Below are 24828 nucleotides of genomic sequence, written 5' to 3' on the forward strand. Positions count from 1 at the left end.
CCCACTTAGGCCCCGCTCAGGCTGCCGCCGAAGCACCATTGTGGACCGGTGCATCCTGCTCCAGGCGCCAGCGGTCGATCGACTCAATATTGAAGCGCCAATCGCTCCCCACCTTGAAAGCGGGAATGCGCCCGCGCTTGAGCTGACGATAGATGGTCGATGGATGAACCTTCAGATAATCGGAAAGTTCACGCACCGTCAGCACTTTGTTGTCGTTGATTATCATCTCGCTGCCCCCTTATCCGAGCATCAAGCTCGTGGCAGCTACCCTAACAATTGTTGTGCCGGATAAAGCCGCCGAAAAGCCAACCTATTTCCTCGGCCGGTCTTATCGCGGCCGGCAAAATTTTGCCGGTCGCCAAAATCGTGGCGCCCAAAGAATGACGTTAAGCTAACAACGATTGCCGGATTTGCTGCTTAACCCGCGTAAGCCGCTCTCGGCTCAGGGCCCCATCGTCCCTATTGGCCCAGGACAACGTTGTCGATTAGCCGGGTGGTGCCAATCACCGCGGCCACCGCCACTACCACCGCTCCCTCTACCCGCTCCACGGCCGCCAAGTTGACGGCATCGCGCACCTCGACGTATTGCGGCTCGACTTCGGCGCTCGCCAATTCCCGATGCACAGCCGCGGCCAGCAATCGCGGGTTGCGCTCGCCTTGCGCGAAGAGGGCGGCCGCCGCGCGCAAACCTCGGCTAAGCGACAGCGCGCGGCGGCGTTCATCGGCCGAAAGATAGGCGTTGCGCGAGCTCAGCGCCAAGCCGTCGGCGTCGCGCACAATCGGCATCGCGACGATTGCGACGTCGAAATTCAGGTCCCGCACCATTTGGCGTACTGCCAGCAGCTGTTGGTAATCCTTGGCTCCAAATACTGCCACATGAGGCTGGACCAGGTTGAAGAGCTTGGCGACGACCGTGGTAACTCCGCGGAAGTGGCCGGGCCGGTAGCATCCGCATAACTCGCGAGTCAGCTCGCCGACTTCCACCCAGGTCTGCGCGCCCGATGGGTACATCTCCTCGGCGCTGGGCGCGAAGACAGTGTCCACCGGCACACTTTCCAGCAAGGCCAGATCTGCCTTCCAGGTCCGCGGATAGCGTGCCAGGTCCTCGTCAGGAGCGAATTGGGTGGGGTTCACGAACAGCGACACCACCAGCCGGGAGGCACGCTTGCGAGCCTCCTGGATAAGGCTCAGATGACCCGCGTGCAGAGCTCCCATGGTAGGTACCAGGGCGATCGTTTCACCCTTTTGGCGGGCCCGCGCCGCCCATTGGCGCATCGCGACCAAGCTTTCCAGGGTCAACATCGAACGGCTATCCAATCAGCGGGAATAGCAATGCTCCGGGCCGGGAAAAATTCCCTCGCGCACCTCGCGGGCATAGGCGGCGGCGGCCTCGCTGGCCACCTGCCACAGCTCGGCATACCGTTTGACGAAACGGGGCGAGGAAGTATCGTTCAAACCCAGCATATCGTGCATCACCAGGACTTGGCCGTCGCAGGCGGGACCGGCGCCGATCCCAATGGTGGGTACTGGGCTTTGGGCGCTGATTTCAGCCGCCAATTCCGCAGGAATTCCTTCCAGCACCAGAGCAAAGACTCCGGCTTCGCTCAACGCGGCGGCATCTTCCAAAAGCCGTTGGCGCGAGCCGGCGGCGCTGCCCACGCCGCGTCCCTGCACCTTGAAGCCTCCCATGCGATGAACCGATTGCGGAGTCAGCCCGATATGACCCATGACCGGAACATCGACCTCGACCAAGCGGCGGACCGTGGCCGCCATCGCGCTTCCCCCCTCCAGCTTGACCGCCTCCGCGCCGCCCTCCTTGACCAGGCGGCCGGCGTTGGCAATCGCCTGCTCGGGGCTTACCTGATACGTCATAAAAGGCAGGTCGCCGACTACCAGGGCGTGGCTGCGTGCGCGAGTGACCATGCGTAGATGGTAGATTATATCCTCGACCGTAACGGCCAGCGTGCTCTCTTCTCCCTGCACTACCATGCCCAGGCTGTCGCCCACCAGCAGCACGTCGATTCCTGCCCGGTCAAAGAGCCGGGCGAAGGGAAAGTCATAGGCGGTGAGCATGGTGATTTTGCGCCCCCGTTCCTTCATCCGAATCAGATCGGGCACTCGCACTTTCGCTTCCATCGCTGGCCTCTTTAAAACCAAAAAGGAATCGCCGAAATAAAAAACGGACCGCCGACCGGCGATCCGTGCGAAAGGCTGCAACTTCAGGCCTGCTCGGAGTCCCGGTCCGTCACGGATCCAGGCAACCAAGCCGCTGCTCCAACGCGGCGGCTGCTACATCCTCACCACTCACCCTGCTGCTTTTCGCCGGGCAAAATGCCTCGACGCAAGCGGATTAATCAATATTACAGCCGACCGTGGCTTGTAAAGCTCACTGGAAGGCCTTGGGCAATGGGAACCGGCTCGCGAATGGACGAGCCGGCTTTCAGTTGGTGAAAGGGGCCAGGGCCGTTGCGGTCGCCGCCCCCATGCCCGGCAACTGCACCGGGACCTGTATCCGCTTGCCGGCGCGCACGATCATCAGGTAAAGCGTGTCTCCGGGTTTGTCATTGGCGGTCAAGTCTTCTAAATCGATAATATGGCGCACGCGCTGCCCATCGACCCCGATGATCATGTCATAGGATTCGCCGATGTGGGTCTGGTCAATGATCCCCACCGCTACGATTACGGGCGGAAAGAACATCGCAGCGGCGATCCCGGCGCCGTTGAGCACATAGCGCCCCAGTGCGTGGTAGGGCCGGATGCCGGCCCGCCAAGCCGGACTATTGCGCTGAACACCCATCACTTGCAGGCCGCAGATTTTTTCATGGTGCAGCCGGCCGCAATCTTCACGCACCTCGACCCCAATGGGATTTTGTCCTCCCCCCTCGTTCATGAAATCCTGCAGGCTGTATACGTATGGGGTAAGCGGTACAGCCGTTTCGTCGGGCATGGCTGAAACCGGAGGAAGCGCGGTGGTCTGAGCCGGAGCGGCGGTTTGGTCGGGGCCGGGTTCAGGCTGGACGCTTTGGCTGGGCGCCACCGGAATTACGGTCGTGGAATCGGAATCGCCTGGGTTGCTGGGCTGAATGACTGGAGTCGAACCAACGGCTCCGGTTGGGGAAGCGCCGGCGGCACGGGCGCAGCGCACTGTCGCCAGTACAGTCGCCAGCAAAAGGATTGCGGTTGTGCGTTTACGCATAAGCGCGCCCCTATGCCCTAAGCTTCCAGTAATCCGCTCCCGCCTCCACCGTCACCCGCGTTTCATTTGCCAGCTTCTTAAGATGGGATCGCACCGAACTGGCGGCTGCGCCCTGCAGCGCCTGGGGCAAATCGCGATAGATCACCTGCACGATTGTTGCCACCGTCGCGGGTCCCGCCTTGAGCACACCCACGATCTGCCGTTCGCGCAGTTCGCGATGGGCGATGTACTCGCGAATCTTGGCCTCGCCCGCCTCGATCACGGGGCCGTGGGCCGGATAAATACGGCGCGGGGCCAACTTCAGCAGTCGGCGCAATGAGTCCATATATTGGCTCAGATCACCGCTGTCGTCTGGAATTACCGTGGTACCGGCACCCAACACCACATCTCCTGTGAACAGTGCCTGCTCCTCTTCCAAGTAGTAGCACAAATGGTCGGGGGCATGGCCAGGAGTAAAGATGGCCCGCAGGGTGGCGCCCGCAACTTTGACGATATCGCCCTCGTCGATCGGTGTCGGAGACAGCCCCGCTGCAATATCGCGCTCGGGCCAAGGCCGCTTGAGCACCGCCAGCTCGCCCCAGCGCGCGCGCACCTGGGCCACCCCGCCGATGTGATCGGGATGGGCGTGGGTGAGCACGATTCGCTCGGGCGCGCCGCTTTCGCACAACTCCGCCAGCGCCCGAGCCAGGATTGGCGGATAGGTTGCGATCCCTTGTCCCGTATCTAGCAAAATAGGATGGGCGCCGCGGCCAATTAGGTAGGTGTTGGTGCCGGGACCAGTGAACGGACCAGGATTTTGGCCCAACACACTAGCTACCAGGGCGGAATGGCGAGTGTAATCGGGCAGCTTGAGCCCCGTCATCGAATCCTTGACCACCCGCTCAACGCCCGCTGCCATCGCCATTCATCCCTTGCGATTGCGCTCGAAGATCAGGCGCAGGCCCTGCAGGGTTAGAAACTCCTCGACCTGCTCGATCGTTTCCGATTCACGAGCGATGAGGCTGGCCAAGCCACCGGTGGCGATGATACGGGCGGGCTCGCCACGCTCGCGCCGGATGCGTGCTACCAAGCCGTCGACCAGCGCCGTATAGCCGAAGATGAGGCCCGACTGAATCGCGCCCACGGTGGTTCGCCCCACCACTTCGCGCGGGCGCACCAGTTCAACCCGGGTCAGCTTGGCCGCATGCTCGAACAGCGCCCCCATTGAGATCCCCAGCCCGGGCGCGATTGCGCCGCCGGCATACTCGCCACGCGCGGTGATGTAATCGAACGTGGTCGCGGTACCGAAATCGACCACGATACAGGCCTCGTGGGTCTGGTCGTAGGCGGCCACCGCGTTGGCAATCCGGTCGGCGCCAACCTCTTTGGGATTTTCGTAAAGGATCGGCATCCCTGACTTGACCCCGGGCCCAACCATCAGCGGCGTGCTGTGGAAATAGCGCTGCGCCAGCTCTTCCATCACCTGATTGAGCGGCGGCACCACACAGGCGATCGCGACCCCGTCAGGATGGAGCGCGCCGCCCAGGCCTGCCGCGCCCAGCAGCGTGTTCAGGATCGCGCCGTACTCGTCGGTGGTGCGTTCGTTGACGGTGGCTAACCGCCAATGGTGACACAGACGCGACCCCTCGTAGATTCCGATCACGGTGTTGGTATTGCCCACGTCAACGGTAATCAGCATCGAACCCACCACTTAAGCCCTTTTTCCGCCACCTTCTTAAGATCAGCGCGGATACCCTCGCGATGCAACCCGAGTTTGCCGCCCTTTTTCAATCGCTTGGCTTGAGCGATCGTTTTCCTGCACCCCGCGCCGCGGTTAAGATGGCGAGTTATGGCGGAGTCTAAAGTGGCGTTGGTGACCGGTGCCGGCCGGGGTATCGGTCGTGAGATAGCCTTGCGCTTGGCGCGCGAGGGATATGCGGTCGGGCTTATCGCGCGCACCCGGTCGCAGTTGGAAGAGAGCGCCGACCTTATACGCCGCGCGGGCGGACGAGCGCTGGTTGCGCCTACAGACGTGGCGGTTGCGGCGCAGGTCGAAGCAGCGGTGGCGTCGGTGGAAAGCGAATTGGGGCCGATCGGCGTGCTGGTCAACAATGCTGGCGCCTACCTGCGCAAAAGTTTTCTAGAAATCAGCGTCGAGGAGTTCGACTTTCAGCTCAAGGTTAACACCTACGGACCATTTCTGTGCACCCAGGCGGTGGTCCGCCGGATGCTGGCGCGTCCGGAAGGGCAGCAGGGTGGCTGCGTGATCTTTTTGCTGGGATCGGAGAGCCGTGGCGGCCCGGCGCTCTATTCCGCTTACAACGCCTCGAAAAATGCCCAGCGCGCGCTGGCCGAGTCGCTGGCCCACGAGCTGATGCATCGCGGGGTGCACGCCGCCGCCCTCGACGTCGATGGCGCAGTGGATAGCCCGCGCGTGCGCGAGGCCGCACCCGAAGCGGGGCCCGACGCTTTTGTCTCGCCGGCCGCCATCACTGACGAAATCGTCCATCTGATCCGCCAACCGCGCAACGCCTGGAGCTTCGCCCTGGATCTGCGCTCGGCGACGCAGTGGCGGCCGCGGGTCGCGGCCCGCCGCCCCGCGCCGCCCGCGCCCAAAAGCTGAGCTCTACTTTTAAGGCCCTGTAGCGCGGCGCTACCACGAAAGGCACCCTTCGCATCGGCCACTCGGGATAATCTGAAACTTCGGCGTGGACGGAACTGGTGAGCAATCGTACGCGGCTTTGCGAGCGGCGTGGGCTCTGGACCGGAGGGTGGCGCGCACTATACTGTCAAAGGCTTGCGGGTCGGGGCGTGGCGCAGCCTGGTAGCGCACACGCTTGGGGTGCGTGTGGTCGCCGGTTCAAATCCGGCCGCCCCGACCAATCCGAAAACTCTAGCCTGTTGCGCTCTAGCCCTCTCCGCCCGTCAAGCACACGATTTGATTGCCGCACTTATACAAGACCGGCCAGAGAAAGGACTTCGCCGAAGGCAGATGGGGCCTGAACCTGCGCCCTTTCGAAGACACCGCGACGAAAGGCACAGGGTTGGATTCCTGATCCTCGCGATGGCGCTGGCGATGGGGCTGTCTTAACTGGCGCAAAAGGCCGGCAATAGCCGCAGTCTCGACGGGACACGGGGCTGGCGCGCGGCTTGCGCGCCAGCCCTTCCCAGGGGTCAATCCAGCCGAAGTCTAGGGAAACTTCACAAACGTCACGACGCCGTTGGCCACCAGGTTATAGCTGGAGCTGACGGTGTGCGAACCCGTACCCGAAGTGGCCTGGCGGGGCGCCGCCAGCATGGCATCGAGATCGATCACCGCCACGTACGTCCGGGCATCGTTCATCAGAAGCCCAAAGCCATGCCCCGGACCAACTGTGATCGATCCGCTGCTCACCGCGTATGACGCAAAGGCCGCGGTCAGACCGTGAGGATCGAGCGGGTTAGACCACGGCGCGCCTGAGGGATCGTTAGGCATACTACCGATTACCCAATCTGATGCCGCCGGCGTGCCGCTGCCCGCTTGGGCGGGTAGCTTGATCGCGCCGAACGCGCTAGCGCCAAATTCCTGCTCCGTCAGCGCCTCATGCGCCCCAAAGGCCACCGCCAGCCCGTCCATGTGGCCTATGCTGAGCTCGGACAAACTCTGGATCTGGTTGGGTGCGTTCCAAGTGGGCGGAGTGGTCGAGGAATTGACCGTGGCCTGGGTGAGATCGGCCAGGAAAAGATTGCCAGTGTACTCGTCCTGGGCGTAAATGATCCCGGTCGAATCCAGCGCCGCCGTATCCATTGCCGTGGACGAGAGGGCCGACCGACCCAGAAAAGCCAAGTTCAGACTACCACCCGAACTGGTGCCGGACGGCGGTGCGACGGCAACGATGTCATAGTCTTCTCCATCGCTGCCGGTATTTTCCTCGGTCGGCGAGAGCGTCAGGAACAGCCCTGAGCTCACCGGGAAAACTCCGAAATGCTCGGCGATGGCATCATCGGGGCCTATCGCAATTACGTTGCTGAGCGCCTGGCTTTTCAAATTGAGCAACTGAAACCCGCCGAATACCGTCCCCGAGACCGGCGCAGTTGACACGCTGATGACGGCGTTGCCGCTTAAGGCGTCCACTACCACGCCGCAGGTCGTACAAGAGCCGCCGCTGAAGTTAAGCGTCTGACCGACGGCGCCACCGCTGGTCAGAGTTTTCACGATGCTTGTGCCATCGATCAAGTAAATGTCGGTGCCGTTGGCCACGCACACTGCTTCGGGGTTGGGGCTCCCCGCAACGAAGGTACCGCTGGGAGCCAGCGAGCACGAGTTGACTACGTCCGGAGTCGCGATGACGCCGCCGGTAACGCCACTGCCCGCGATGGGAATTAGCGCTACGCCGGTGGTGGTCTCACTCCAGCTCCCAAGCGGGGCGTACGCCGCGATGTAGCCACTGGGCGTGGCGGCCAGAGCCTCGCGCTCCCCCAACCGGTGGCGCCAATGGCTGGCCTGTCCGCCGATCCAATTCTCCAGCCGTGCCAGCGTGGTCGCGGGCTTGGGCAGTTGGTCAGCCGCCGAAGCTATCCCACCGCCCGGTGTCGGGAACGCCGAGGGCATCACGGGTACAAACGAGGGGGGCGAGAAAGAACCGGTTACAGCCAGCGCCATCGCGCCCATCGGCGCGCCTGCCGCCGCCGCCGGGGCAGGTGATGGCGTCGCGGTCGGAGTCGGTGTAGCGGGAATTTGCGTGGGCGTGGGGGCGGCGGTTGGTGCTGCCGTCGGCGACGCAGTCGGCGCGGCCGTTGGCGCGGGATTGGAACTGGAGCCAGACGAGCAGGCTGCCAACACCATGCTCAGAATGAACACTAACAGAGCCTCAATCGTGCGAACACTTCGTTCCACGGGCTATCCTCCTCTTTGTTCCGATTTGTTCTGAAAGCGTTCTCTGGGCTCAAATTAGCCCCAGCTGTGACCTCCGAGATGTGAAAGAGCCGCAATGCCGCCCTCTTGTTTTGCCGACGCCTACACCAAACTGCCATTAAGGCCGACTGGCGATAGTAATAGCTTTATTTTAAATGTCAATAACAAATTATGATTCACTAAATCTTAATTTAGCCTCTAACCTACGCAGATTTATGCTGTTATCTGCAATTTTATGATTACACGCGATGTTAAAAGTGACTGATGGAGGCTAATGACAAAATTGGACAGGCGAAGAGCGCAGCCGGTGGCAGTTTCAGAGCCGTCCTGACGCGGGCTTTATCGAGCCTTGAACCAAGCCGCGGATAAATGCGCGAATGATTGTCGTAACTGAAATTGGAAGTAGCTGTGTGAGGCGTACAGCGCGCGGCCTGCTTCCTCGCTCTTCACCCCAATCAGGGTTACAAGATTGAGAAAGCAGGCCATCTTTTTTATCCAGGAGGCGGCCTGCCGAGGCCCGAGTAGTGATCGCTGGAACGATCGCCTACTGTACGACCTCGTTGAGACCCGCTGGAGTGGCATAGCGATCCAGGTTCATAAAGCGAGTGGGAATATCCTGATTGTACCAGAACTTGGGAAACGGCCTCAGGGTGGAGTTGCTCAGGTTCTGGAAATCGGGGTTCTGCATGCCGTAGGTGCCGTTATAAAAGGAATAGCCTCCCCCCGGAACCGGCTTGACTGGCAGGAAGTTGTACTCGCCACGCCAAAAATTACCGTTCTGGTCAAAGTCGTCGTAATCCACCGTCGCGGTCTGCTCCTTGTCCAGCCAGATGTAATGCTTGGCTTCGCAATAGCCGGTAGCGTAACGTGGCAGCCGCTCGGTGGCCAATTGCAAGTAGGCGCGGGTTTCCCAATGACCGCCCAACGAGGGCAAGGGCCATTGGTTGTAGGGAAATTCCCAATTCTTATCCTCGGTGGAGGCCTTCAGCCGATCGGTGGGGACCACGTAGCCAATTTCATATTTAGTGCCCAGGTATTGGGCTTTGAACCAAGCCGCGGGTAGCTGGATGCGCGAATGGTCGTCATAACTGAAGTTGGCGGTAGCCGTGTAGGGAGCGCAGCGAGCGGCCTGCGAAAGTTCCAAGACCCGCCGGATACTGGGGATGTAGGCCCAATTCTCGGGGACCCGATCCGGATCGCTGTAATCCCATTCCACTCCGGACAGATATTGAAGCTGAGTGGGAAAAAGCAATTCCGAATACAGCACCATGTACACTCCATGCTTGGTACCGGGCGAATTCGGCATCGTCATCGGATAGGCGGGGTCGGTATTGTGTTCCAGCATGTAGGCCCCGGTGATGGTGTCGGTTTCACTGCGGTTGCCGTAGCGATCGGTAAGGATGGAGCGCAGACCGTAGCCGATCATGCGCGCCGGCTGATACTGAAAATAGGCGTCATACATCAGCTTGTAGCCGGCTAGCGGATCTTTGGTACTGAGCTGGGCGAAGGGAAAAGGTTGGCCCGCGATGTAGTTTTTGATGAGGTAGCCGCCGTCGGCGGTGGGCACCAAAGTGACCTGCTTGCTGTACTTTTCGGTAGCTGCCCAATAGCTGGCGGGGAGGGGGTAGGAACCGGTGGGTCCAATCACTATCTGGTAGTCGCTGGGAATGCTGGTCTGGACGGCGGTTGAGGTGCATTCGTGACCCAGCACCTCAACCATGTGGTCGAGATACTTCGCGCAATTGGCCTTGGTGATGACCGTGCCCACCGGCAACGGGGTCGACGAATCGGCCAGGGCCCCGCCAACCCTGAACGTCAAGAGCAGAGCCAGCGACAGGCCCACGAATTTGAACGTTTTGTGTTCCATGAAATTGTTTAGCACTCCCCGTTTAATGACTTGACGAGCCCCTACACCCATCGTGAATAAAGATAACCGCGGCCAGCGAAATCCTCCGCGCCGGTTCTCGAGCCGATCTTGTTTTTCTCCGATTTTGCACATTCAGTAAAGTTGTTTTGTTTCAAACTATCTCGGCAAAACACAAAAAAGGCTCCAGCGTCGCGCGTCCCAACCCAGGGGTCAATTCGGAGCAGCTTCACGATCCGGCGTGGGTCCATTACCATCATTACCGAACCCTGCCTGTCAAAGTGGCCGAGCTGTTTTACTCGATTCTTCCCCCTCATCCTCGCGCGCGGCTTCCGTAATCCGGAATTCCTCGCGCGCGCCAGACAGGCGCGCGGGAATGACGAAAGGAGCCGTCGTGGCGGACCTTCCATCTTTTGCAGCGTTTAATCGGGACTCGCTTATTTAATCGCTGTCAGACCAGCAGCACGATCAGGCCGCAGGCAGCCAGCGTGGCCGCCCACAGCTTATCGAGATTGATCCAGGCACTGCGCAAGATCGCCAGGCCCAGACGATCGTAAACCAGCAGCGCGACCGCACCCATCACCAGCAGCATCGCCAAGGTATGGACGATCACGACCGCACTCCCGGTTTCAATTACGCCCGCCCAGGTAGACGCGGTCGAAATGGTACGCGTAAGACCGCAGGCCGGCAGATTGATCAGGATGGGAAACAGCATCAAGCCGGCACCATGGGCCGAAGCCATAAGAAATGACCACACGCCTAGGTCCAGGCTGCTGACCCGCATCCCGACCCAGCGGTAATGCCAGCGCGAGGAGCACAGGCGAAACAGGCCGAAGGCTAGGAGCGCCAAGCCTCCACCCCATTCCAACGCGCGCGGACTGATTATCAGTCGACTCCAGTCCACCAGCGCGACCACCAGAGCGATCGAGGCCAGATGCCCCAAAGCGATGGGAAATAAGGCTTGAACAACCTTGGTGCGTTTTCCTTCCTGCAAGCCCAGCGAAACCGCGAATAGCCAACCCATTGCCGGGTTGAGGCCGTGGTAGGCGCCCATCAGGCAAATCGCCAACCACGGCCAGTCCGCGATCATGGATAGCAGTAAGAATCCGAAGAAGCGTCTCCACCCTGCAGGCGGATTTGGTGGGGTCGTTCGCCTTCAAAGGGGACAAAGAAATTTGGATCGACCGCCATCCCACCCTCGGGGTTTGCATCAACCTTGGCAATCCAGCCGTTGATTCCCTCGGGATAGAACTGGGCATCCCAGGCGCCGTAAAGCGAATTGGAAAAATACAATCGGCGGCCGTCGCGCGACAGTTCCACCATCTGCGGCGCGCCGTTGAGGGGTCCACTCTTGGGATGGGCGGCGTGACGAGCAATCCCGCCCATCGCCACGCTCCCGGTGAGGCGCGGATGGCGCGGATCGGAAACCTCATACTGGCGCACTTCGCCAGTCCCCCAGCAGGCGACGTACAGAAAGCGATCGTCGAGGCTTAGAACGATGTCAGTGACCAGTGGCGGCACCGCTTTGAACGGTTTGAGCGCGGGCGGCAGTTGGGCCGGATCGGCGGGCTCGGGCGGAATCTCGATGATCTTGTTGAGCTCCCATCCGTTGGCGCCATGGGACCACAGCCAGATGGAGGAGGCGAGGTTCTTGGTCGAGACCACTGCGTTGAAAAAGCCGTAGGCCTTGGTCGGATCGTGAGCGGGGCGCAATTCCAATGCCATCTGATACTCGGCGCCCAGGTCCAGAGTCTTGAGATGGCGGCGCCGGCGCAGGTCCCACAGGTGGATCGCGTGGCCGTAGCGCCCACCGGTCAACAGTTCCAGATCGAGCCCATTCTCGATCATGTTGGGCGTGCCCCACTCGCTGGTGATGGCGACGTCGTAGCCCAGATGCCACCAGAAATCGTAGGCCAAATTCTGCGCTCCGCGTTCGACTTCCCATCGCCCGAGGACATCGAAGCTCTCGCAATCGAGCAAAAACAAGCCGCCCGGCCCGTTCCCGTCGGGCGCACCTAGGGCGCTTAGGTAAATCGCGTCGGGGCCGCAATGAACGGTATGTGGGCGACTGTAGCCGGTGCGTGCCGCCAGCTCCTGGGGCTCGATCACCCGCGCGATCGACGGCCGCAGCGGGTCAGGCTTGGTATCGATGATATAGATGCGCGAGGAGCGCAGACCGGGAGCAATCAGGTAGCGCCGCTCGACGTGGGGATGAGGCGCATAGGGACACAGGGCGGCGCTGCAGGCGTTCCAGCCAAAGTGATGCATCTCGTCGCCCATCCCTGGCATCTCCAAACGGCCGGCGATTTTGCCAAAGCTGGAGGAGGCGGGATCGAGATCGAGTACGTTGAGCGCATCATGGCGCCCATGAGCCTGACCGAGAGCAGCCTGGGGATCGAAGCTAACCACGTAGGCTAGTTTTTCGGGCGGGGCTTGCGAGGCCTGACGGGCCGAAGGATAAAAACTGGGATCGGGTTTCCATAGAGCCATCGAAAAAATTACTCCTTTGTGGCGGCCCACGGCCGCACCTTGGGCTTGCTCAGCGTTGATGGATGCTCACGGTCATAACCTCGGCTGCAGCGCGCGGACAGTACCCGTAAAGGCTGTGGCACAGGCATAACCGGCCGGCAGCACCGCGCCCGCGCTCATGCCCTGCTGTTTAGTTGCTTTGCGAGTCGAATTCAAGCTCGTCGCCAAGCGTGCAGGCCCGGCGTCACTCCGCCGTCGATCCTAATGTCCCGCTTCCACCGTGGCAAAAAAGTCAAACAGGGCGGCATTAAAGGCCGCCGGCTCCTCCACTGGCAGACAATGGCCGCTGCGCGGCAGGATCGACAACGCGGCGCGCGGCACGGTTCGCTTGAGCAGCAGGCCAGCATCCAGGCAATCCTCGTCTTCGTCGCCACAGATTACCAGCAGGGGCAGGCTGAGTCGGCTCAGCTCCGCTTGCATCTCCCACAGGGTGGGGCGGCGGCGCTGCACACCCAGCAGTGTCAGGGCACTGCCCAAGCCCGAATGTTCGGCTAAGCGGCTGACGAATTCAGCATAGCCGCGTGGGTCCTTGCGTTTGAAGGCTTGACGATTAGGCGCGTCGGCATACTGGGCAGCAGCGACCTTGATGTCGGCATGCGCAAACAAGTCGGCGTTGCGCTCGATCAGCTCCAGGCTGGCGGCGCGCTGGTCGGGATGAGAGGCAAAGCCGCAACCGGTGACGGTCAAGGACAGGCAGCGCTCGGGATGGAGCAGGCCGACGTGCAAGGTGGTATAGGCTCCCATCGAATGGCCCACCACATGGGCTTGGCTTATGCCCAGATGGTCCATAAGCGCAATCACGTCTTGGCGCGCCAAGTCCTGCGAATAATGCAGGCCGTCGCGCGGCACATCGGAGGGCGGGTAGCCGCGCGCCGAAAAGCTCACGCAGCGATAGCGCCGACACAGCGCGCGCATTTGCAACTCCCAAGTGCGGTAATCGCCGGCGAATTCGTGGACGAACACCACCGACTTGCCCTCTCCCACTTCTTCATAATAGAGGCGGGTCCGGTCGATCGCTTCTACATATGGCATCCTGGTCTTTCCTCGAGCCGCCAACCGGGTTCAGGTCTCTGCGGTGGCGGCGAAAAATAGCAGCATCCGCGCTTCGATACTCTCGCGTGCGGGAGCCCATGGCGGCGAGGTCGGATCATCAAAGGCGGTATGGATGGTGAAGCGGGCGCGGCCGTCCAGGGCCGAATCGTAACACTTGAGCAAGACCACCTCGTCGCGTTCCATGCGCGGAAAGTAGTACCAGCGATGGTTGGGATTGAAACGTGCAGAATAAGTCTCGCCGTTGCGGTCGCGATAACGCAATTGGTTGGGAATGAGGTCTTCGGGCGCGATGGTGCGAGCGTCGCAGATTGCCAGCGGCGATTCCAACACGGGGCCTGACAGCGGCCGCCAGACGTTGATCTCGGCGAAGCGGCGGCTAAGACGCAGCTTGGCCTCGGCCGGCTCCAGCAGATCGCGTACGCGTTGGGGACCCGAATTAGCGGTATAATCGTTGTGCACGTTGCGGACCGGCTCGCGCGCCCCGCGCTCGCCTCGCTTGGCCAAGGCGGCGCAGCGCAGGGTGTGATCGAAAATCAGCACCTTCTCCGCTCCGGTCACGCTTTTGGCCAACGCTTCGATCTCCGGATAGTAGACCGCGCGCACCTCCTGTTCGTCGTAGAAATCACGCACCATAGTGGGACTGCGCAGCAACATGAAGCCCTGGCGATCCAGACTCAGCTCGTCCACCAGCGGCCGCCCATCATGGATCGGCTGCGGGCGAGGATCGTGGCGAACGTTGGTCATCGGCACCCCAGCCGGCGGTGCATAACGATAGCTGTAGGGCGCTTCGTCCATCTCGCCCAGGTAATTGAGCGGCGCGGTTATCTGCGAGGCTACCTGGCTGGCCATGTTCTCTCTCCTCGCCCGGCGAAGCCGGAGCTTGGCGTTATCTTGCAGCTTTACAAAGCGCGGACGCTTTGGCAAAGCGTCAGACGTCGCATTGTTGCGTTAGCCCGATGGCAGCGTCAGGCGCGGCCACGTCCGCAATCGCACCTTGACAATCGCGAACCCCACCTTGTAGCGTACGTGCAATTCGGCAATTGCTCCGTGGGGATGGATCAATTGCAGATGGCCACCGCTTGTTACAGTGGGGGCGTAGGGGTCAGCCATAGCGTGCGATACGTGCGAGCTTTCTGCCGGAGCGAGAGGCCTACGGCTCGAAGCTTGGGGTCGGGAACGGTCGTTACCCACTGGGGGAACAAAGTTTGCCGCACATGCTGGTCAGAATCGTACTTGCGCTGAGCATCATTGGCGCGGTGGTCGCATTGCCACCCGCCGACGCCATGGAGGCGCTGCACGCACCTCCTCCGATAGCCACTAGCATCGCCGGCAATTCGGACTGGAATCACTCCGACGAGCTTTCCGTCTATCTCAATCTGGGCTTCGGGCCGGTTAAATTAAAGCCGGTAACGTTGCTGCTCAAACCTGCGGCTTTTCGCGAGCCGCGCGAGCGTGCTGGTGGCCTGTTTGCCAATCCGGTGCTGCGCCCGATGACGCCGCGACGAGTGGCTCGGGGCGAAGATGGCGATTGCTCGTTTCCTTCGCGCCAGAGTCATTTGCAACCCTTGGACAGCAAACGCATCTGAGAAGAATAACTAGCGGGGGATAGTAGGATGAATAGACTGATTAGTCTGGTAGTCGCGGTGGGACTACTGGCAATCGCTGGGCTCGGTACCGCCAACGCCGACCCTTTCGCAAAAATCCCGGTTGGCACCGTCATAACCAAAGCCAACTGTCAGCAATACCTCGATCACATGACCGAGGTGTTGGGGCATGAATGCACCATGAACCAGGTGCAACTCAGCATGCCTGCCGATTATCAAATCGTAATCAAACCCACGGTTTCTTATCCGGTCCCGCACAGCTTCTGGGACGCAACCGAGAAATACAGCAAGCAGGTAACGTTGGAGCCCACCGGCGACGGCAGTTATCGGATGAAGGGCTATGTGGCCGGAATGCCCTTTCCCACTCTGGACATGAAGGACCCGCTGGCCGGCTTCAAGCTGATGTACGACGCCTATTTCCAGTACCAGCCGGCGATGATGTCCGGAGATGGGCTGCACACCATCTCCATTGATCGTTATGGCAATCGGTCCGACACCCTGGGATGGATCGGCAACTATGTCCTGTCGCATAACAGCGATCCGGCCTATCCAATGGTTATTCCAGGCTCGCCTGGAGACAAGGATGGCGTATACTTTGCCAGCTCGATTGAACAGGAATTTCCGACTCAGATTCAGTATTTATCGGGTTTGGAATGGGACTACAGCGATCCCGATCGGATCCCGGAGAACTATGCCTTCATTCCCAGTATCCGGCGGGTGCTACAACTATCTCAGGCCGCGCGCTGCGCCCCCTTTACCGCCTCTTCCAATTTCAGCTACGACGACCACTCGCGCATCCAACTGCCGCCGGTCTGGTTCAAAGCCCAATTCCTGGGCGCCAAGCAGGAGATCACCTATGTGGTACCGCCCAATCGCCTGATCGAGGCCACCAAGGAGAGCAACTGGGACATCCATTACGGAATCTGGCCCAAGGACTCCTTGGGCGGCCATTGGGAAGTGCGCGTGTGGTATCAGCTCGCCACGCAGCGCTTGCCGCGCTACGCCGCGGGTTACTGCGAAGCCAACCATTACATCTGGCTGGATAAAGAGCAGGTGATGACCATCGCCTACGACGATTTCGATCAGAATGGCAAGTACTGGCGCGGACAGTACAACTACAATCCCGCCAAGCCCGTTCCTGGAGGGGGGTATTCCTTCTACAGCGGGCTGTGGGCCCATCTCAACCCCGATGTCCAGAACGTGGACAATTCTTCGACCTTTCCCTTCGTGAACTGGTGGTTCAATCAAGAAGTGCCTAAGCGCTTCCTCAATCTGGACCGCTACGCGACGCCGGGCGGCCTCAACCAGATCGTCCAATAGTGTGGCTGAATACCGAGAGGGTGGGTGCGTAAGCTCCCACCCTCTCGGTTTATTTTTCCGCTTGCCGGCTAACCCAACCAGCCGCCTTGCGGCGAGCGCTCTACCGTACTGCCGCAGGTCGAGCCACAATGCGGGCAGACATACTCGTACTTGTCGCCGGTGGGCAAAACCAGCAGCAGACGCTTGCGCACGGGCACCGCGACTCGGCATTTGGGACAGGCCAAGAGGGTAGCTTCCATACGCTCAAAAGCTTGTTTAGGCGCCTGCGTCATAGGCCAAAAATTAATCACCTCGGGCCGGCTCTTCAAGGCTCATCTCAAAGCGCACGCCATTGTGTGCGGCGGCGGCAGGCGGGTAAGATCGCTCCGGGTCATCCGCCATGGACCACGCACCTATCGATAATGCTGGCTGGACTCCCAGGTTTTATCTGGAAACCTACGGCTGCCAGATGAACGTCGCCGATTCTCAACTGATCGGCGGCCAGTTGCGGCGCGCCGGTTATATCAGCGTGGATGCGCCCGAACAGGCCGACGTCATCCTGCTCAACACCTGCGCGATTCGCGAACACGCCGAGGAGCGGGTGCTGAGCCGGCTATCGGAGCTGGCCCGGCTCAAGGAGCGGCAACCCGCGCTGCGCCTAGGGCTGGTAGGCTGCATGGCTCAAAACAATCGCGCCGCGCTGCTCAGCAAGGCACCTTACCTGGACCTGGTCGCAGGCCCCGATGCTTATCGCCAGTTGCCTCGGATGCTGGCCGACGCCGGTTTCGATCCGGTAGTCGACGTACGCCTGGACCGTAACGAGACTTACGCCGATCTCGACCCAGATTGGGAAAGCGGCGTGCGCGCTTATGTGACTATCATGCGCGGATGCGACCGATTTTGTGCCTTCTGCGTCGTCCCTTATGTCCGCGGGCGCGAACGCAGCGTGCCAATAGCCGCGCTGATGGCACAATTGCGTGTACTGGCCCGACGCGGAGTCAGGGAAGTGGTCCTGCTGGGACAGACCGTCAACGCCTATCGCGACGAGGCGGTGGACTTCGCCGCCCTCTTGCATGCCGCGGCCGGCGTGGAGGGTATTGAACGCATCCGTTTCACCTCACCCCATCCTTGCGACATGAGTCCGGCGGTGATCGAGGCGATGGCGAGCGAAGCCAAGGTTCAGCCTTATTTGCATCTGCCGGTGCAATCGGGATCGGATCGGATGCTGGCTGCGATGGGGCGAGGCTATGGCGTGCAGGAATATCTCGCGCTGGTCGCACGCCTACGCGCCGCCATTCCCGATCTCGCGCTTTCCACCGATCTGATCGTGGGCTTTTGCGAGGAAAGCGCGGAAGATTTTGACGCCACCTTGGAATTGATGCGCACCGTGCAGTTCGATTCCGCCTTTACCTTCAAATATTCCCGCCGCCCGCATACCCGCGCCGCCGCACGCCCCGATTCAGTCAGCGAGACCGAGAAGGCGCGCCGGCTGGCCGCCGTAATCGAGCTTCAGGAGCGCATTTCCGCGCAGCGCAACCAGGCTTGGGTGGGTCAGGTCTGTCAGGTGCTGGTGGAAGGAGCAGCCCGGCGCGGCGACGGGCTGCTGATGGGTAAAACACCGCAGTTCAAAACCGCGGTCTTCTCCACCCCGAGCCAGATAGCTCCCGGTACCACCGTGGCGGTACGAATCGAGTCAGCCACCAGCCATTCGCTGCTCGGCCGCGCGCTTTTGTAAGGATCGTTCGACGAAGCCCTGCCCTGCTCCTGCCGACCGGTCTTCAGGAGCCTTGCGGTCGTCAGTGGCGCGGCTAGATTGCACCCCCGTGTCCGATCGGCGGGCACGATGACTGGCACCACTGAGGCGGTGCTGAGCGCTCCGCCGCGCGTATTTTGACATCCCCACTGGTTCCCAACCTGATTGACACTCTTCGAGGCCGGCCTTAAGCTTAGGCGCCTAAGGGTCTTGCCCTGCGGAGGCGTAATGGAGATCAGAGTAGAAGGCTCCCTGGATCAGGCCATGCGGGTGCTCAAGCGCAAGCTGGCCAAAGAGGGGGTTTTCAAAGAGATGAAAAAGCGGGCTTTTTACGAAAAGCCCAGCGTTCGACGCAAGCGCAAGCGCTCCGAAGCCCAACGTCGCCGGCGCAAGGAACAACGCCGTCGCCGCGCCGCCACTGTTTAGCATCCGCGATTTTCCAGCCATATCCCCCGCGTGATAGCGGGTGACCACTCGGCGATAGGCGAGCACAGCCAGCGTGTTCGGTTGGCGGCGCATGGCCTCGCCCGCGCGTATTTGATCGATAAGCGTGCTGGAGGCCATTCGCGGCTTCGGTTCCATTGATAACGGCAGCGCCCGGCTATTCCCCACACCCGGCGCGCGACCACGCAAGGCTGAGCCCTTGGAAGGAACGATGACGAGGCAGCCGGCTTAACCCTCCACCACCGAGGCTTAATGGAAGCTTGGCTACCCCGAGCGCGGTTGCCAAGTAAAGACTATTTGGCTTGCCCGCAGATAGTAATCTAATTCGAAGTGAGGTAGCCCGTGCGCTTGGCGTTCGTCGCGGAAGCTCTGAATTAGTTGGTATAGCAATGGCCGCAGCGCGCTGGCCGCCAGTTCTCCGGCTTCGGCTCGCGCCATCGCGTGATGTAAAGCCACTGGTAGGCAGGTGGAACTGCGATGGGCGGCCAAGGCATCCGGAGTCAGGGTTAGACGGCCGCAGCCCAGACAGAGCACGACCTGGGTCAAGCCCAGCGCCGCTTCGGCCATCGCCTGCTCCAGCGCGTCGCTGCCAATCACGGCCTCGATCCACGATTCCTGGGCTCGTTTGAAGGAAAAGCGTCGAATCGCACGGGCCAATTCGCGCATGAAGGCCTCATGCGCAACCGGCTCGGCCGCCGTAATCATGTTGTCGTCGATGCGTACCTTCGAGCCCAGTTCCTGGAGCAGAAACCCTCGCAGATTGAGCGGCAGGTAGGTTTCCATCTTGAGCGTCGGCGTAAGCGAGGCTGGCGCTGGAGTGGCATGGTAGGCTGCGCTCTGACGAGTTTCCAGCGTGCGAAGCGCGCTGGAATTAGGGGCACAGACAAGCAACGCCGTCGACGATGATGGCGCCGGCTGGGGTTCCAACCGCGCCGATCTTAATGACCGGCGCACCGATGGTCCATCTCTCAAAGGCTGCTTCCTCCCTATCGAGGCACCGGCCAGGCCAGCCAGCCCAGGCATACCTGCGTGGGCTGGGCAACTAACTGCCGCGCAGGTCGCGACCAACTGTCGGCGTCAAGACCCGCAAAATTTAAAACTGAGAGCAATAACTGGGAAGCTGCCCGCCGAGCGGGCAAAGGCGTCGTGCGGCTAACGCTGCAACTCGGCCAACGACTCATAAGAGTCCCTGCCAGCAGCGCGTGCATCGCAATGACTTGATGGCTCGTTTTATCATCGCATAGCCAACCGCCATCGCGCCCCCAATCCGCTAACCGCGACCCCATGCGCATGGCACGGAACTATTGTGTAGCGCGCGGCGAAGGCTAGAGCAATCAAGTAGCAGTATGGGAATAACAAGCATTGTGCTTGACAAAATTATGAATCCGTGACTATTGGCCACCCCAGCGTAAACCTTTCGCCCCACTTTTAAAGCACCAAAGCGCTATCCCGTTCATTATACAACCTTGATAGGGCACGGCCGCTCATGTACAAAACTGACTTCTGGGCGCTTTCACTGCTGAAAGCTATTCTTAAAGACAGAGCTTCATTCAAGCCACGGGTTTCGTGGCTCAGGGCGCTGGCAGCGAATCCAAACTGCCCTGAAAATAACGCCTCAGTTGTCGCACTCGGGCCCGGCGCGCGATTCAGGGCCATAGCTGGTGGGCCATCTCGACCACCAGCCGTAGCTTGGCGGCCTGTGCTCCTTCGCTAAGCGGATTGCCTTCCCAAGTCGAGCTGAAGCCGCATTGGGTCGATAGTCCGAGCTGTTCGCGCGGAAAGTAGCGCGCCGCCTCTTCGATCCGCTTGGCGATCACGGCAGCAGACTCCAGCGTTTCCTGCTTGGTTGAGATAAGGCCCAAGATTAGTCGCTTGTCCTGGGGCAGGTCGCGCAGCGGTTCAAAGCCACCTGCGCGCCAGTCGTCGTACTCCAGCAGAAAGACGCTGAAATTGGTGGCACGGGTAAAGGCTTCTCGCGAGATGGCTTCGTAGCCGCCCTCGGCCACGTAATAGCCCTCGTTGTTGCCGCGACACAGATGCAGGCCGAAAGTGACGCCGGGCACGGTAGCAACCGAATTGATGATCTCCAAGCCCTCGGTCAGCATGCGATGCGGATCCATTCCACGAGCGGCAAAGTCTTCCTGGCGGCGCACCGGATCGCACAGCATCGCCAGTTCCGGCGCGTCGATCTGGATGTACTGGCAGCCCATCGCGGCCAGCTCGACGGCATCCTGGCGTACGATCTGGGCGGCATCGCGAAAGAGCGTGAAGGGATCGGGATACGCCCTCTTGGAATATTCAGGCGAGTAACGCAGCGCCATCATCAAGGGGCTGGGCAGGCCGATTTTGAGGGCGGCACGGGCGCGCGCGCGCAGATAAGCGAATTCTTCGTGGGCGAAGGAACGTTTACGCCGAATCGGACTGACAATCGCAAGCTGGACCTGCAAATCAATCTGGCGCCCTTCCTCGTTCGCGCTCTGACGCCGACGCCAGGTGCGTTTGAAGGCCGGAATCACTTGGGCCCCCTCGATAACGTCGCTCAGCGGCGAGATAAAATGACTGCGCCGCATCTCGCCGTCGCTCACTACCTCCAGCCCCACCCCTTCTTGCAGGGCGATCGCCCCATCTACAGCGCGATCCTCGATCCGCTTAAATTGCGGAGCGCTGAGCTCCCCTCTCTCCCAGGCCGCTCGTGCCTGTTTGAGAAAAGGCGGGCGCAGTAACGAGCCGATGACGTCGGCGCGATAAAATCTGTCCATGCTGCTACTCCTGAGCTTAGGATCGCCGTTCATGCGCGACTTTACAATCTGGCGGACGGATGCGGCAAATTCCTCGGCCCACGGTTGCACAGTTGGGGCGGGTGGGGGAAAATTCTGCGGCGGTGGAGGGGCAGAGCTGGTTTGATGACCCTTCGGGGGCCCGCGGCACCCGGTATTGCATGAGACCGGGGCAAGGCCGCGGGCTAAGGACAGGACCAGGGAACGTTCAGGAAGGCCTCAGGATGATCGCCCGGCGTACAGGTCAGGTGGCCCTCGCGGCTCCGCCAGCCATCGGCGATACCTGCGATTGGAGCCGTTCAAGGCACGACAGCAACCGCGATGGAACTGCGCCTTCCCAATCTGCGCCGCATGCTGGGCTGGCTGAGCTGGTTTGCCGCCTTGGCCGGCTTGCTGGCGCTGTTCTTCCAGTACCGCCATCGCGCCACCATCCTGCCGCCCCATCTGAGCGTGGCCTTGGGCAATCTGCCCTACTACGCCTTCTGCTCGTTCTACCGGATGCTGATCGCGTATGTGTTCTCCCTGCTCTTCGCCATCGCATACGGCCTCAACGCGGCTGCCTCACCCCGGCGTGAGCGCTTCCTGATTCCGGCCATCGATATCGCCCAGTCGGTGCCGGTAGTGGGGTTTTTTCCTGCCGCGATCTATTTCTTCGTCGCCCTGTTCAACGGCACCCGGCTGGGCGTGGAACTAGCCGCGATCTTTCTGATCTTCACCAGCCAAGCCTGGAACATGGCGCTGGGAGTGTACGAGGCGGTAAAGACCATCCCAGCCGATTCGCTGGAAGCCATGGACGCTTTCAACGTCAAGGGCTGGCTCCGGCTCAAGCGGTTGTATCTGCCCGCAGCCGTGCCCAAGCTGGTCTACAACTCCATCTTGTCATGGGTGGCGGGATGGTACTTTCTCATCGCGTGCGAGATCATCGCGGTAGGCCCGGCCCATTATCGGCTGCCCGGTTTGGGCAGCTTCCTGATGGAGGCGGCCGACAAGGGACGCACGGGAGAGTTAGTGGCCGGGCTGGCGATGTTGCTGGCGATAATCCTGATAATGGACGTCTTCGTCTGGCAGCCGCTGTCGCAATGGGCGGCCAAGTTTCGCTATGAATTTGCCGCCTCGCAGGAGCCTGGCGCGGTGGGCATTTTCACCGTGCTGGAGGATTGGGGCATTAATTTCCGCCATCTTTTTCGCGCTCTCTTCCGGCCCTTGGTGAAATTGCAGGGACGCCTGCCGCGCAAGCCAACCTATCCGCGCTGGCATCTGGAAGGCCCCCTGCGGCTGCTTAAGTGGGCGGCCCTGGCCCTGAGCCTGGGGCTGCTCGGCTACATCCTGATCGACGGGATGGTGGTGCTGGTCCGCACCCTGGCGCGCCCCTGGCCCAGCGAGGCCCGCCTCATTCCACTGGCCGCGCTGGCTTCGCTGGCCCGGCTATTGCTCGCCTATCTGATTTCGTTGGCTTGGACCTTGCCCTGCGCTTTGCTGGCGGCGGATAGCCCACGCTTTTCGCGGATCGTGGCGCCGCTGGCTGAAATCGCCGGCTCGATGCCGGCCACTGCCCTGTTCCCGGTACTGGTGCTGTTTGTCATCCGGCTGACCGGTAACATGAATTTGGCCGCGGTACTGCTGATTCTAACCGGCATGCAGTGGTATTTGCTCTTCAATCTGCTGGCTGGCGTACGCCAAGTCCCCACCGATCTGATAGAGGCCGGCCGTAGCTTCGGCCTCTCTCGCCTGGGGACCTGGCGCAAGGTGATGATCCCGGCTCTGATGCCTTCGCTTATCACCGGCAGCATCACCGCCTGGGGTGGGGGCTGGAACGCGCTAATCCTGTCGGAGTATTTCATCTACCGTGGTCGCCACTACCAGGTGCTCGGTTTGGGTGCGCTATTGGACCGAGCCACCTACGAGTCTGGAAATGGCACCATGATCCTGCTTAGTCTGCTCTCAATGGTTCTAATCGTGATGGCGCTTAACCGCTTATTCTGGCGCCCGCTCTACCAGTTCTGCACCGAGCGCTTTCGAGTGGATTATTAGGGCCTCGCCGATGCGTGATTCAGAGTGTGCAGACCCATGGCCTTGCTGGAGCTCAAAACGGTTTCCAAGCAGTTCAGCCGCGGCCGCGGCCGCCTACTGGTGCTGGATTCGATCTCGACTACCATCGAACAGGGGCAGTTTATCGCAATGGTGGGCCCCTCGGGCTGTGGTAAATCAACCTTGTTGCGGATCATGAACGGCTTGATTCCGCCCTCCACCGGTCAGGTGCTTTATCAAGGCCGTCAGATCGACGGGATCAACCCCGAGTGCGCCTTGGTGTTTCAATCTTTCGCCCTGCTGCCCTGGCTGTCAGTCAAGGCCAACGTCGAGATGGGCCTGGAGGCGCGTGGCGTGCCGCTGGTGGAACGGGAACGGCGGGCCAGCATTTATATCGACAAAGTCGGTCTGGATGGATTCGAAGAAGCCTATCCACGCGAGCTTTCGGGCGGGATGAAACAGCGGGTCGGCTTTGCCCGCGCCTTGGCGGTCGAACCCAAGGTGCTTTTGATGGACGAGCCGTTTTCGGCTCTGGACGCGCTGACCGCGATAAGCCTGCGCGGGGAGCTTTTGGACATGTGGCAATTACCCGATATGCCCGTGCATACCATGGTGATGGTCACCCACATTATCGAGGAAGCAGTTGAGCTGGCCGACCGGATTATCGTGATGGCGGCCAGCCCTGGACGCATCGTCGCCGACCTGCAAATCGAACTGCCGCGCCCGCGCGACAAGCGCACCGAGGCTTTTAACAGCTTGACGGATCGCATCTTTTCGCTGATCGAGGAGCGTGCCTGATGTCTAGCGCGTCCGGCATCTATCCCATTCCCGACATCAATCTGCCGCAGGTCTTCGGCCTGGTTGAGATTCTCGACGAGCGCGGCGGCCGTGAGGACGGCTACAAGCTGGCCCGCGACCTCAACTTCAACCTGAGCGAGTTACTCAAGGTAATGAAGGCAGCCGAGATTCTGCGGCTGGTTGACACACCGGGCGGCGACCTCGTGCTCCTGCCCCAGGGTAAACAGTTCCTGGAGGCCGACATCAACGAGCGCAAACTTATTCTGCGCCAGCGTCTGCGCGAGCACGGGCTGTTCAATTACCTGGTGCGGCTGCTGGGCACCCAGGAAGAACGCTCGCTGGCCAAGGAAGTGGTGTTGGAACACCTGGCCATGCTGCTTCCCAACGAAGACCCGGAAAAACTCTTCAACACCCTGGTCAATTGGGGCCGCTTCGCCGAACTGTTCGGCTACAACAAAGACGAGGATCGCTTCTACCTGGATCAGGAATAGGGCGCCCTCGACACGGTCCGGGTGCTACGGAGCATGAGTGCTTGCCGCATATCAGGCCGAAGGTGCCCAAGAGCGCGAGCGCGGGCTTGGTCTTGAAGCCACCGTAGCGTCAGCGGGCC

General features: G+C 61.0%; 23 protein-coding genes and 1 tRNA gene. 9 read left to right on the forward strand and 15 right to left on the reverse strand.

The window, feature by feature from the left end; all coding sequences use genetic code 11:
* Positions 1–16: 16 nt before the first annotated feature.
* The 6 genes from VKV28_05195 to VKV28_05220 form a co-directional block, all read right to left on the reverse strand.
* Positions 17–226, reverse strand: a complete 210-nt coding sequence (locus VKV28_05195) for a helix-turn-helix domain-containing protein (protein ID HLH76187.1) — start codon at positions 224–226, stop codon at positions 17–19.
* Positions 227–459: 233 nt separating this feature from the next.
* Complete coding sequence (panC, locus tag VKV28_05200) at positions 460–1302, reverse strand: pantoate--beta-alanine ligase (protein ID HLH76188.1); 843 nt, start codon at positions 1300–1302, stop codon at positions 460–462.
* Between the two features lie 15 nt (positions 1303–1317).
* Positions 1318–2136 carry a 3-methyl-2-oxobutanoate hydroxymethyltransferase gene (gene panB / locus VKV28_05205; GenBank protein HLH76189.1) on the reverse strand — a complete coding sequence of 273 codons (819 nt, stop codon included), beginning with the start codon at positions 2134–2136 and terminating at the stop codon, positions 1318–1320.
* Between the two features lie 304 nt (positions 2137–2440).
* The gene (locus VKV28_05210) at positions 2441–3196 is read right to left on the reverse strand and encodes a PDZ domain-containing protein (protein HLH76190.1); all 756 of its coding nucleotides are present in this window, start codon (positions 3194–3196) and stop codon (positions 2441–2443) included.
* 10 nt (positions 3197–3206) lie between these two features.
* Positions 3207–4094, reverse strand: a complete 888-nt coding sequence (locus tag VKV28_05215) for an MBL fold metallo-hydrolase (GenBank protein HLH76191.1) — start codon at positions 4092–4094, stop codon at positions 3207–3209.
* A gap of 6 nt (positions 4095–4100) precedes the next feature.
* Positions 4101–4874 carry a type III pantothenate kinase gene (locus VKV28_05220; protein ID HLH76192.1) on the reverse strand — a complete coding sequence of 258 codons (774 nt, stop codon included), beginning with the start codon at positions 4872–4874 and terminating at the stop codon, positions 4101–4103.
* Positions 4875–5024: 150 nt separating this feature from the next.
* On the opposite strand from VKV28_05220, the gene VKV28_05225 reads away from it, so the two are divergent.
* Both VKV28_05225 and VKV28_05230 read left to right on the forward strand, forming a co-directional pair.
* Positions 5025–5798, forward strand: a complete 774-nt coding sequence (locus VKV28_05225) for an SDR family NAD(P)-dependent oxidoreductase (GenBank protein ID HLH76193.1) — start codon at positions 5025–5027, stop codon at positions 5796–5798.
* A 182-nt stretch (positions 5799–5980) separates the two neighbouring features.
* A tRNA-Pro gene (locus VKV28_05230) sits at positions 5981–6057 on the forward strand.
* A 308-nt stretch (positions 6058–6365) separates the two neighbouring features.
* Here VKV28_05230 and VKV28_05235 read toward each other — a convergent pair.
* The 6 genes from VKV28_05235 to VKV28_05260 form a co-directional block, all read right to left on the reverse strand.
* Entirely contained in the window at positions 6366–8051 is a 1686-nt protein-coding gene (locus VKV28_05235; GenBank protein ID HLH76194.1) for a hypothetical protein, read from the reverse strand.
* A 562-nt stretch (positions 8052–8613) separates the two neighbouring features.
* Positions 8614–9936, reverse strand: coding sequence for a DUF1329 domain-containing protein (locus tag VKV28_05240; protein HLH76195.1), 1323 nt, complete (start codon positions 9934–9936; stop codon positions 8614–8616).
* A 448-nt stretch (positions 9937–10384) separates the two neighbouring features.
* Positions 10385–11023 (reverse strand): hypothetical protein, encoded by a 639-nt coding sequence (locus VKV28_05245; protein HLH76196.1) that lies wholly within the window; start codon positions 11021–11023, stop codon positions 10385–10387.
* Complete coding sequence (locus tag VKV28_05250; protein ID HLH76197.1) at positions 11020–12423, reverse strand: selenium-binding protein SBP56-related protein; 1404 nt, start codon at positions 12421–12423, stop codon at positions 11020–11022. Before VKV28_05250 ends, VKV28_05245 begins: the two co-directional genes overlap by 4 nt.
* Before the next feature lie 240 nt (positions 12424–12663).
* Positions 12664–13494, reverse strand: coding sequence for an alpha/beta hydrolase (locus VKV28_05255; protein HLH76198.1), 831 nt, complete (start codon positions 13492–13494; stop codon positions 12664–12666).
* A gap of 30 nt (positions 13495–13524) precedes the next feature.
* Entirely contained in the window at positions 13525–14364 is an 840-nt protein-coding gene (locus tag VKV28_05260; protein ID HLH76199.1) for a CmcJ/NvfI family oxidoreductase, read from the reverse strand.
* A gap of 365 nt (positions 14365–14729) precedes the next feature.
* On the opposite strand from VKV28_05260, the gene VKV28_05265 reads away from it, so the two are divergent.
* Complete coding sequence (locus tag VKV28_05265) at positions 14730–15101, forward strand: hypothetical protein (GenBank protein HLH76200.1); 372 nt, start codon at positions 14730–14732, stop codon at positions 15099–15101.
* Positions 15102–15128: 27 nt separating this feature from the next.
* Positions 15129–16439, forward strand: a complete 1311-nt coding sequence (locus VKV28_05270) for a DUF1329 domain-containing protein (protein HLH76201.1) — start codon at positions 15129–15131, stop codon at positions 16437–16439.
* 68 nt (positions 16440–16507) lie between these two features.
* Here the strand turns inward: VKV28_05270 and VKV28_05275 are convergent, their stop codons facing one another.
* Positions 16508–16678, reverse strand: a complete 171-nt coding sequence (locus tag VKV28_05275; GenBank protein ID HLH76202.1) for a hypothetical protein — start codon at positions 16676–16678, stop codon at positions 16508–16510.
* A gap of 140 nt (positions 16679–16818) precedes the next feature.
* On the opposite strand from VKV28_05275, the gene miaB reads away from it, so the two are divergent.
* Together miaB and rpsU are read left to right on the forward strand one after the other, a co-directional pair.
* Positions 16819–18153 (forward strand): tRNA (N6-isopentenyl adenosine(37)-C2)-methylthiotransferase MiaB, encoded by a 1335-nt coding sequence (gene miaB, locus VKV28_05280; GenBank protein ID HLH76203.1) that lies wholly within the window; start codon positions 16819–16821, stop codon positions 18151–18153.
* A gap of 246 nt (positions 18154–18399) precedes the next feature.
* The gene (gene rpsU, locus VKV28_05285) at positions 18400–18597 is read left to right on the forward strand and encodes a 30S ribosomal protein S21 (GenBank protein HLH76204.1); all 198 of its coding nucleotides are present in this window, start codon (positions 18400–18402) and stop codon (positions 18595–18597) included.
* A gap of 282 nt (positions 18598–18879) precedes the next feature.
* On the opposite strand, the gene VKV28_05290 is transcribed toward rpsU, so the two are convergent.
* Together VKV28_05290 and VKV28_05295 are read right to left on the reverse strand one after the other, a co-directional pair.
* Positions 18880–19542, reverse strand: a complete 663-nt coding sequence (locus VKV28_05290; GenBank protein HLH76205.1) for a hypothetical protein — start codon at positions 19540–19542, stop codon at positions 18880–18882.
* 719 nt (positions 19543–20261) lie between these two features.
* Entirely contained in the window at positions 20262–21374 is a 1113-nt protein-coding gene (locus VKV28_05295) for a cobalamin-independent methionine synthase II family protein (protein HLH76206.1), read from the reverse strand.
* A gap of 339 nt (positions 21375–21713) precedes the next feature.
* Between VKV28_05295 and VKV28_05300 the strand changes: the two genes are divergently transcribed.
* The 3 genes from VKV28_05300 to VKV28_05310 are packed head-to-tail and all read left to right on the forward strand — an operon-like array spanning position 21714 to position 24709.
* Complete coding sequence (locus tag VKV28_05300) at positions 21714–23423, forward strand: ABC transporter permease subunit (GenBank protein HLH76207.1); 1710 nt, start codon at positions 21714–21716, stop codon at positions 23421–23423.
* 36 nt (positions 23424–23459) lie between these two features.
* Positions 23460–24218 carry an ABC transporter ATP-binding protein gene (locus VKV28_05305; protein HLH76208.1) on the forward strand — a complete coding sequence of 253 codons (759 nt, stop codon included), beginning with the start codon at positions 23460–23462 and terminating at the stop codon, positions 24216–24218.
* Positions 24218–24709 carry an AAA-associated domain-containing protein gene (locus tag VKV28_05310; protein HLH76209.1) on the forward strand — a complete coding sequence of 164 codons (492 nt, stop codon included), beginning with the start codon at positions 24218–24220 and terminating at the stop codon, positions 24707–24709. The genes VKV28_05305 and VKV28_05310 overlap by 1 nt, the downstream gene beginning before the upstream one ends.
* The last annotated feature ends 119 nt before the right edge of the window (positions 24710–24828 follow it).

The organism is Candidatus Binataceae bacterium (assembly GCA_035294265.1).
Taxonomy (GTDB): Bacteria; Desulfobacterota; Binatia; order Binatales; family Binataceae; genus DATGLK01.

What these genes read in the sequence shown, in the direction of transcription:
- VKV28_05195 (HLH76187.1), bottom strand. Translation starts at nt 226, where the DNA reads ATGATAATCAACGACAACAAAGTGCTGACGGTGCGTGAACTTTCCGAT.
- panC (HLH76188.1), bottom strand. Translation starts at nt 1,302, where the DNA reads ATGTTGACCCTGGAAAGCTTGGTCGCGATGCGCCAATGGGCGGCGCGG.
- panB (HLH76189.1), bottom strand. Translation starts at nt 2,136, where the DNA reads ATGGAAGCGAAAGTGCGAGTGCCCGATCTGATTCGGATGAAGGAACGG.
- VKV28_05210 (HLH76190.1), bottom strand. Translation starts at nt 3,196, where the DNA reads ATGCGTAAACGCACAACCGCAATCCTTTTGCTGGCGACTGTACTGGCG.
- VKV28_05215 (HLH76191.1), bottom strand. Translation starts at nt 4,094, where the DNA reads ATGGCAGCGGGCGTTGAGCGGGTGGTCAAGGATTCGATGACGGGGCTC.
- VKV28_05220 (HLH76192.1), bottom strand. Translation starts at nt 4,874, where the DNA reads ATGCTGATTACCGTTGACGTGGGCAATACCAACACCGTGATCGGAATC.
- VKV28_05225 (HLH76193.1), top strand. Translation starts at nt 5,025, where the DNA reads ATGGCGGAGTCTAAAGTGGCGTTGGTGACCGGTGCCGGCCGGGGTATC.
- VKV28_05240 (HLH76195.1), bottom strand. Translation starts at nt 9,936, where the DNA reads ATGGAACACAAAACGTTCAAATTCGTGGGCCTGTCGCTGGCTCTGCTC.
- VKV28_05245 (HLH76196.1), bottom strand. Translation starts at nt 11,023, where the DNA reads ATGATCGCGGACTGGCCGTGGTTGGCGATTTGCCTGATGGGCGCCTAC.
- VKV28_05250 (HLH76197.1), bottom strand. Translation starts at nt 12,423, where the DNA reads ATGGCTCTATGGAAACCCGATCCCAGTTTTTATCCTTCGGCCCGTCAG.
- VKV28_05255 (HLH76198.1), bottom strand. Translation starts at nt 13,494, where the DNA reads ATGCCATATGTAGAAGCGATCGACCGGACCCGCCTCTATTATGAAGAA.
- VKV28_05260 (HLH76199.1), bottom strand. Translation starts at nt 14,364, where the DNA reads ATGGCCAGCCAGGTAGCCTCGCAGATAACCGCGCCGCTCAATTACCTG.
- VKV28_05265 (HLH76200.1), top strand. Translation starts at nt 14,730, where the DNA reads ATGCTGGTCAGAATCGTACTTGCGCTGAGCATCATTGGCGCGGTGGTC.
- VKV28_05270 (HLH76201.1), top strand. Translation starts at nt 15,129, where the DNA reads ATGAATAGACTGATTAGTCTGGTAGTCGCGGTGGGACTACTGGCAATC.
- VKV28_05275 (HLH76202.1), bottom strand. Translation starts at nt 16,678, where the DNA reads ATGGAAGCTACCCTCTTGGCCTGTCCCAAATGCCGAGTCGCGGTGCCC.
- miaB (HLH76203.1), top strand. Translation starts at nt 16,819, where the DNA reads ATGGACCACGCACCTATCGATAATGCTGGCTGGACTCCCAGGTTTTAT.
- rpsU (HLH76204.1), top strand. Translation starts at nt 18,400, where the DNA reads ATGGAGATCAGAGTAGAAGGCTCCCTGGATCAGGCCATGCGGGTGCTC.
- VKV28_05295 (HLH76206.1), bottom strand. Translation starts at nt 21,374, where the DNA reads ATGGACAGATTTTATCGCGCCGACGTCATCGGCTCGTTACTGCGCCCG.
- VKV28_05300 (HLH76207.1), top strand. Translation starts at nt 21,714, where the DNA reads ATGGAACTGCGCCTTCCCAATCTGCGCCGCATGCTGGGCTGGCTGAGC.
- VKV28_05305 (HLH76208.1), top strand. Translation starts at nt 23,460, where the DNA reads ATGGCCTTGCTGGAGCTCAAAACGGTTTCCAAGCAGTTCAGCCGCGGC.
- VKV28_05310 (HLH76209.1), top strand. Translation starts at nt 24,218, where the DNA reads ATGTCTAGCGCGTCCGGCATCTATCCCATTCCCGACATCAATCTGCCG.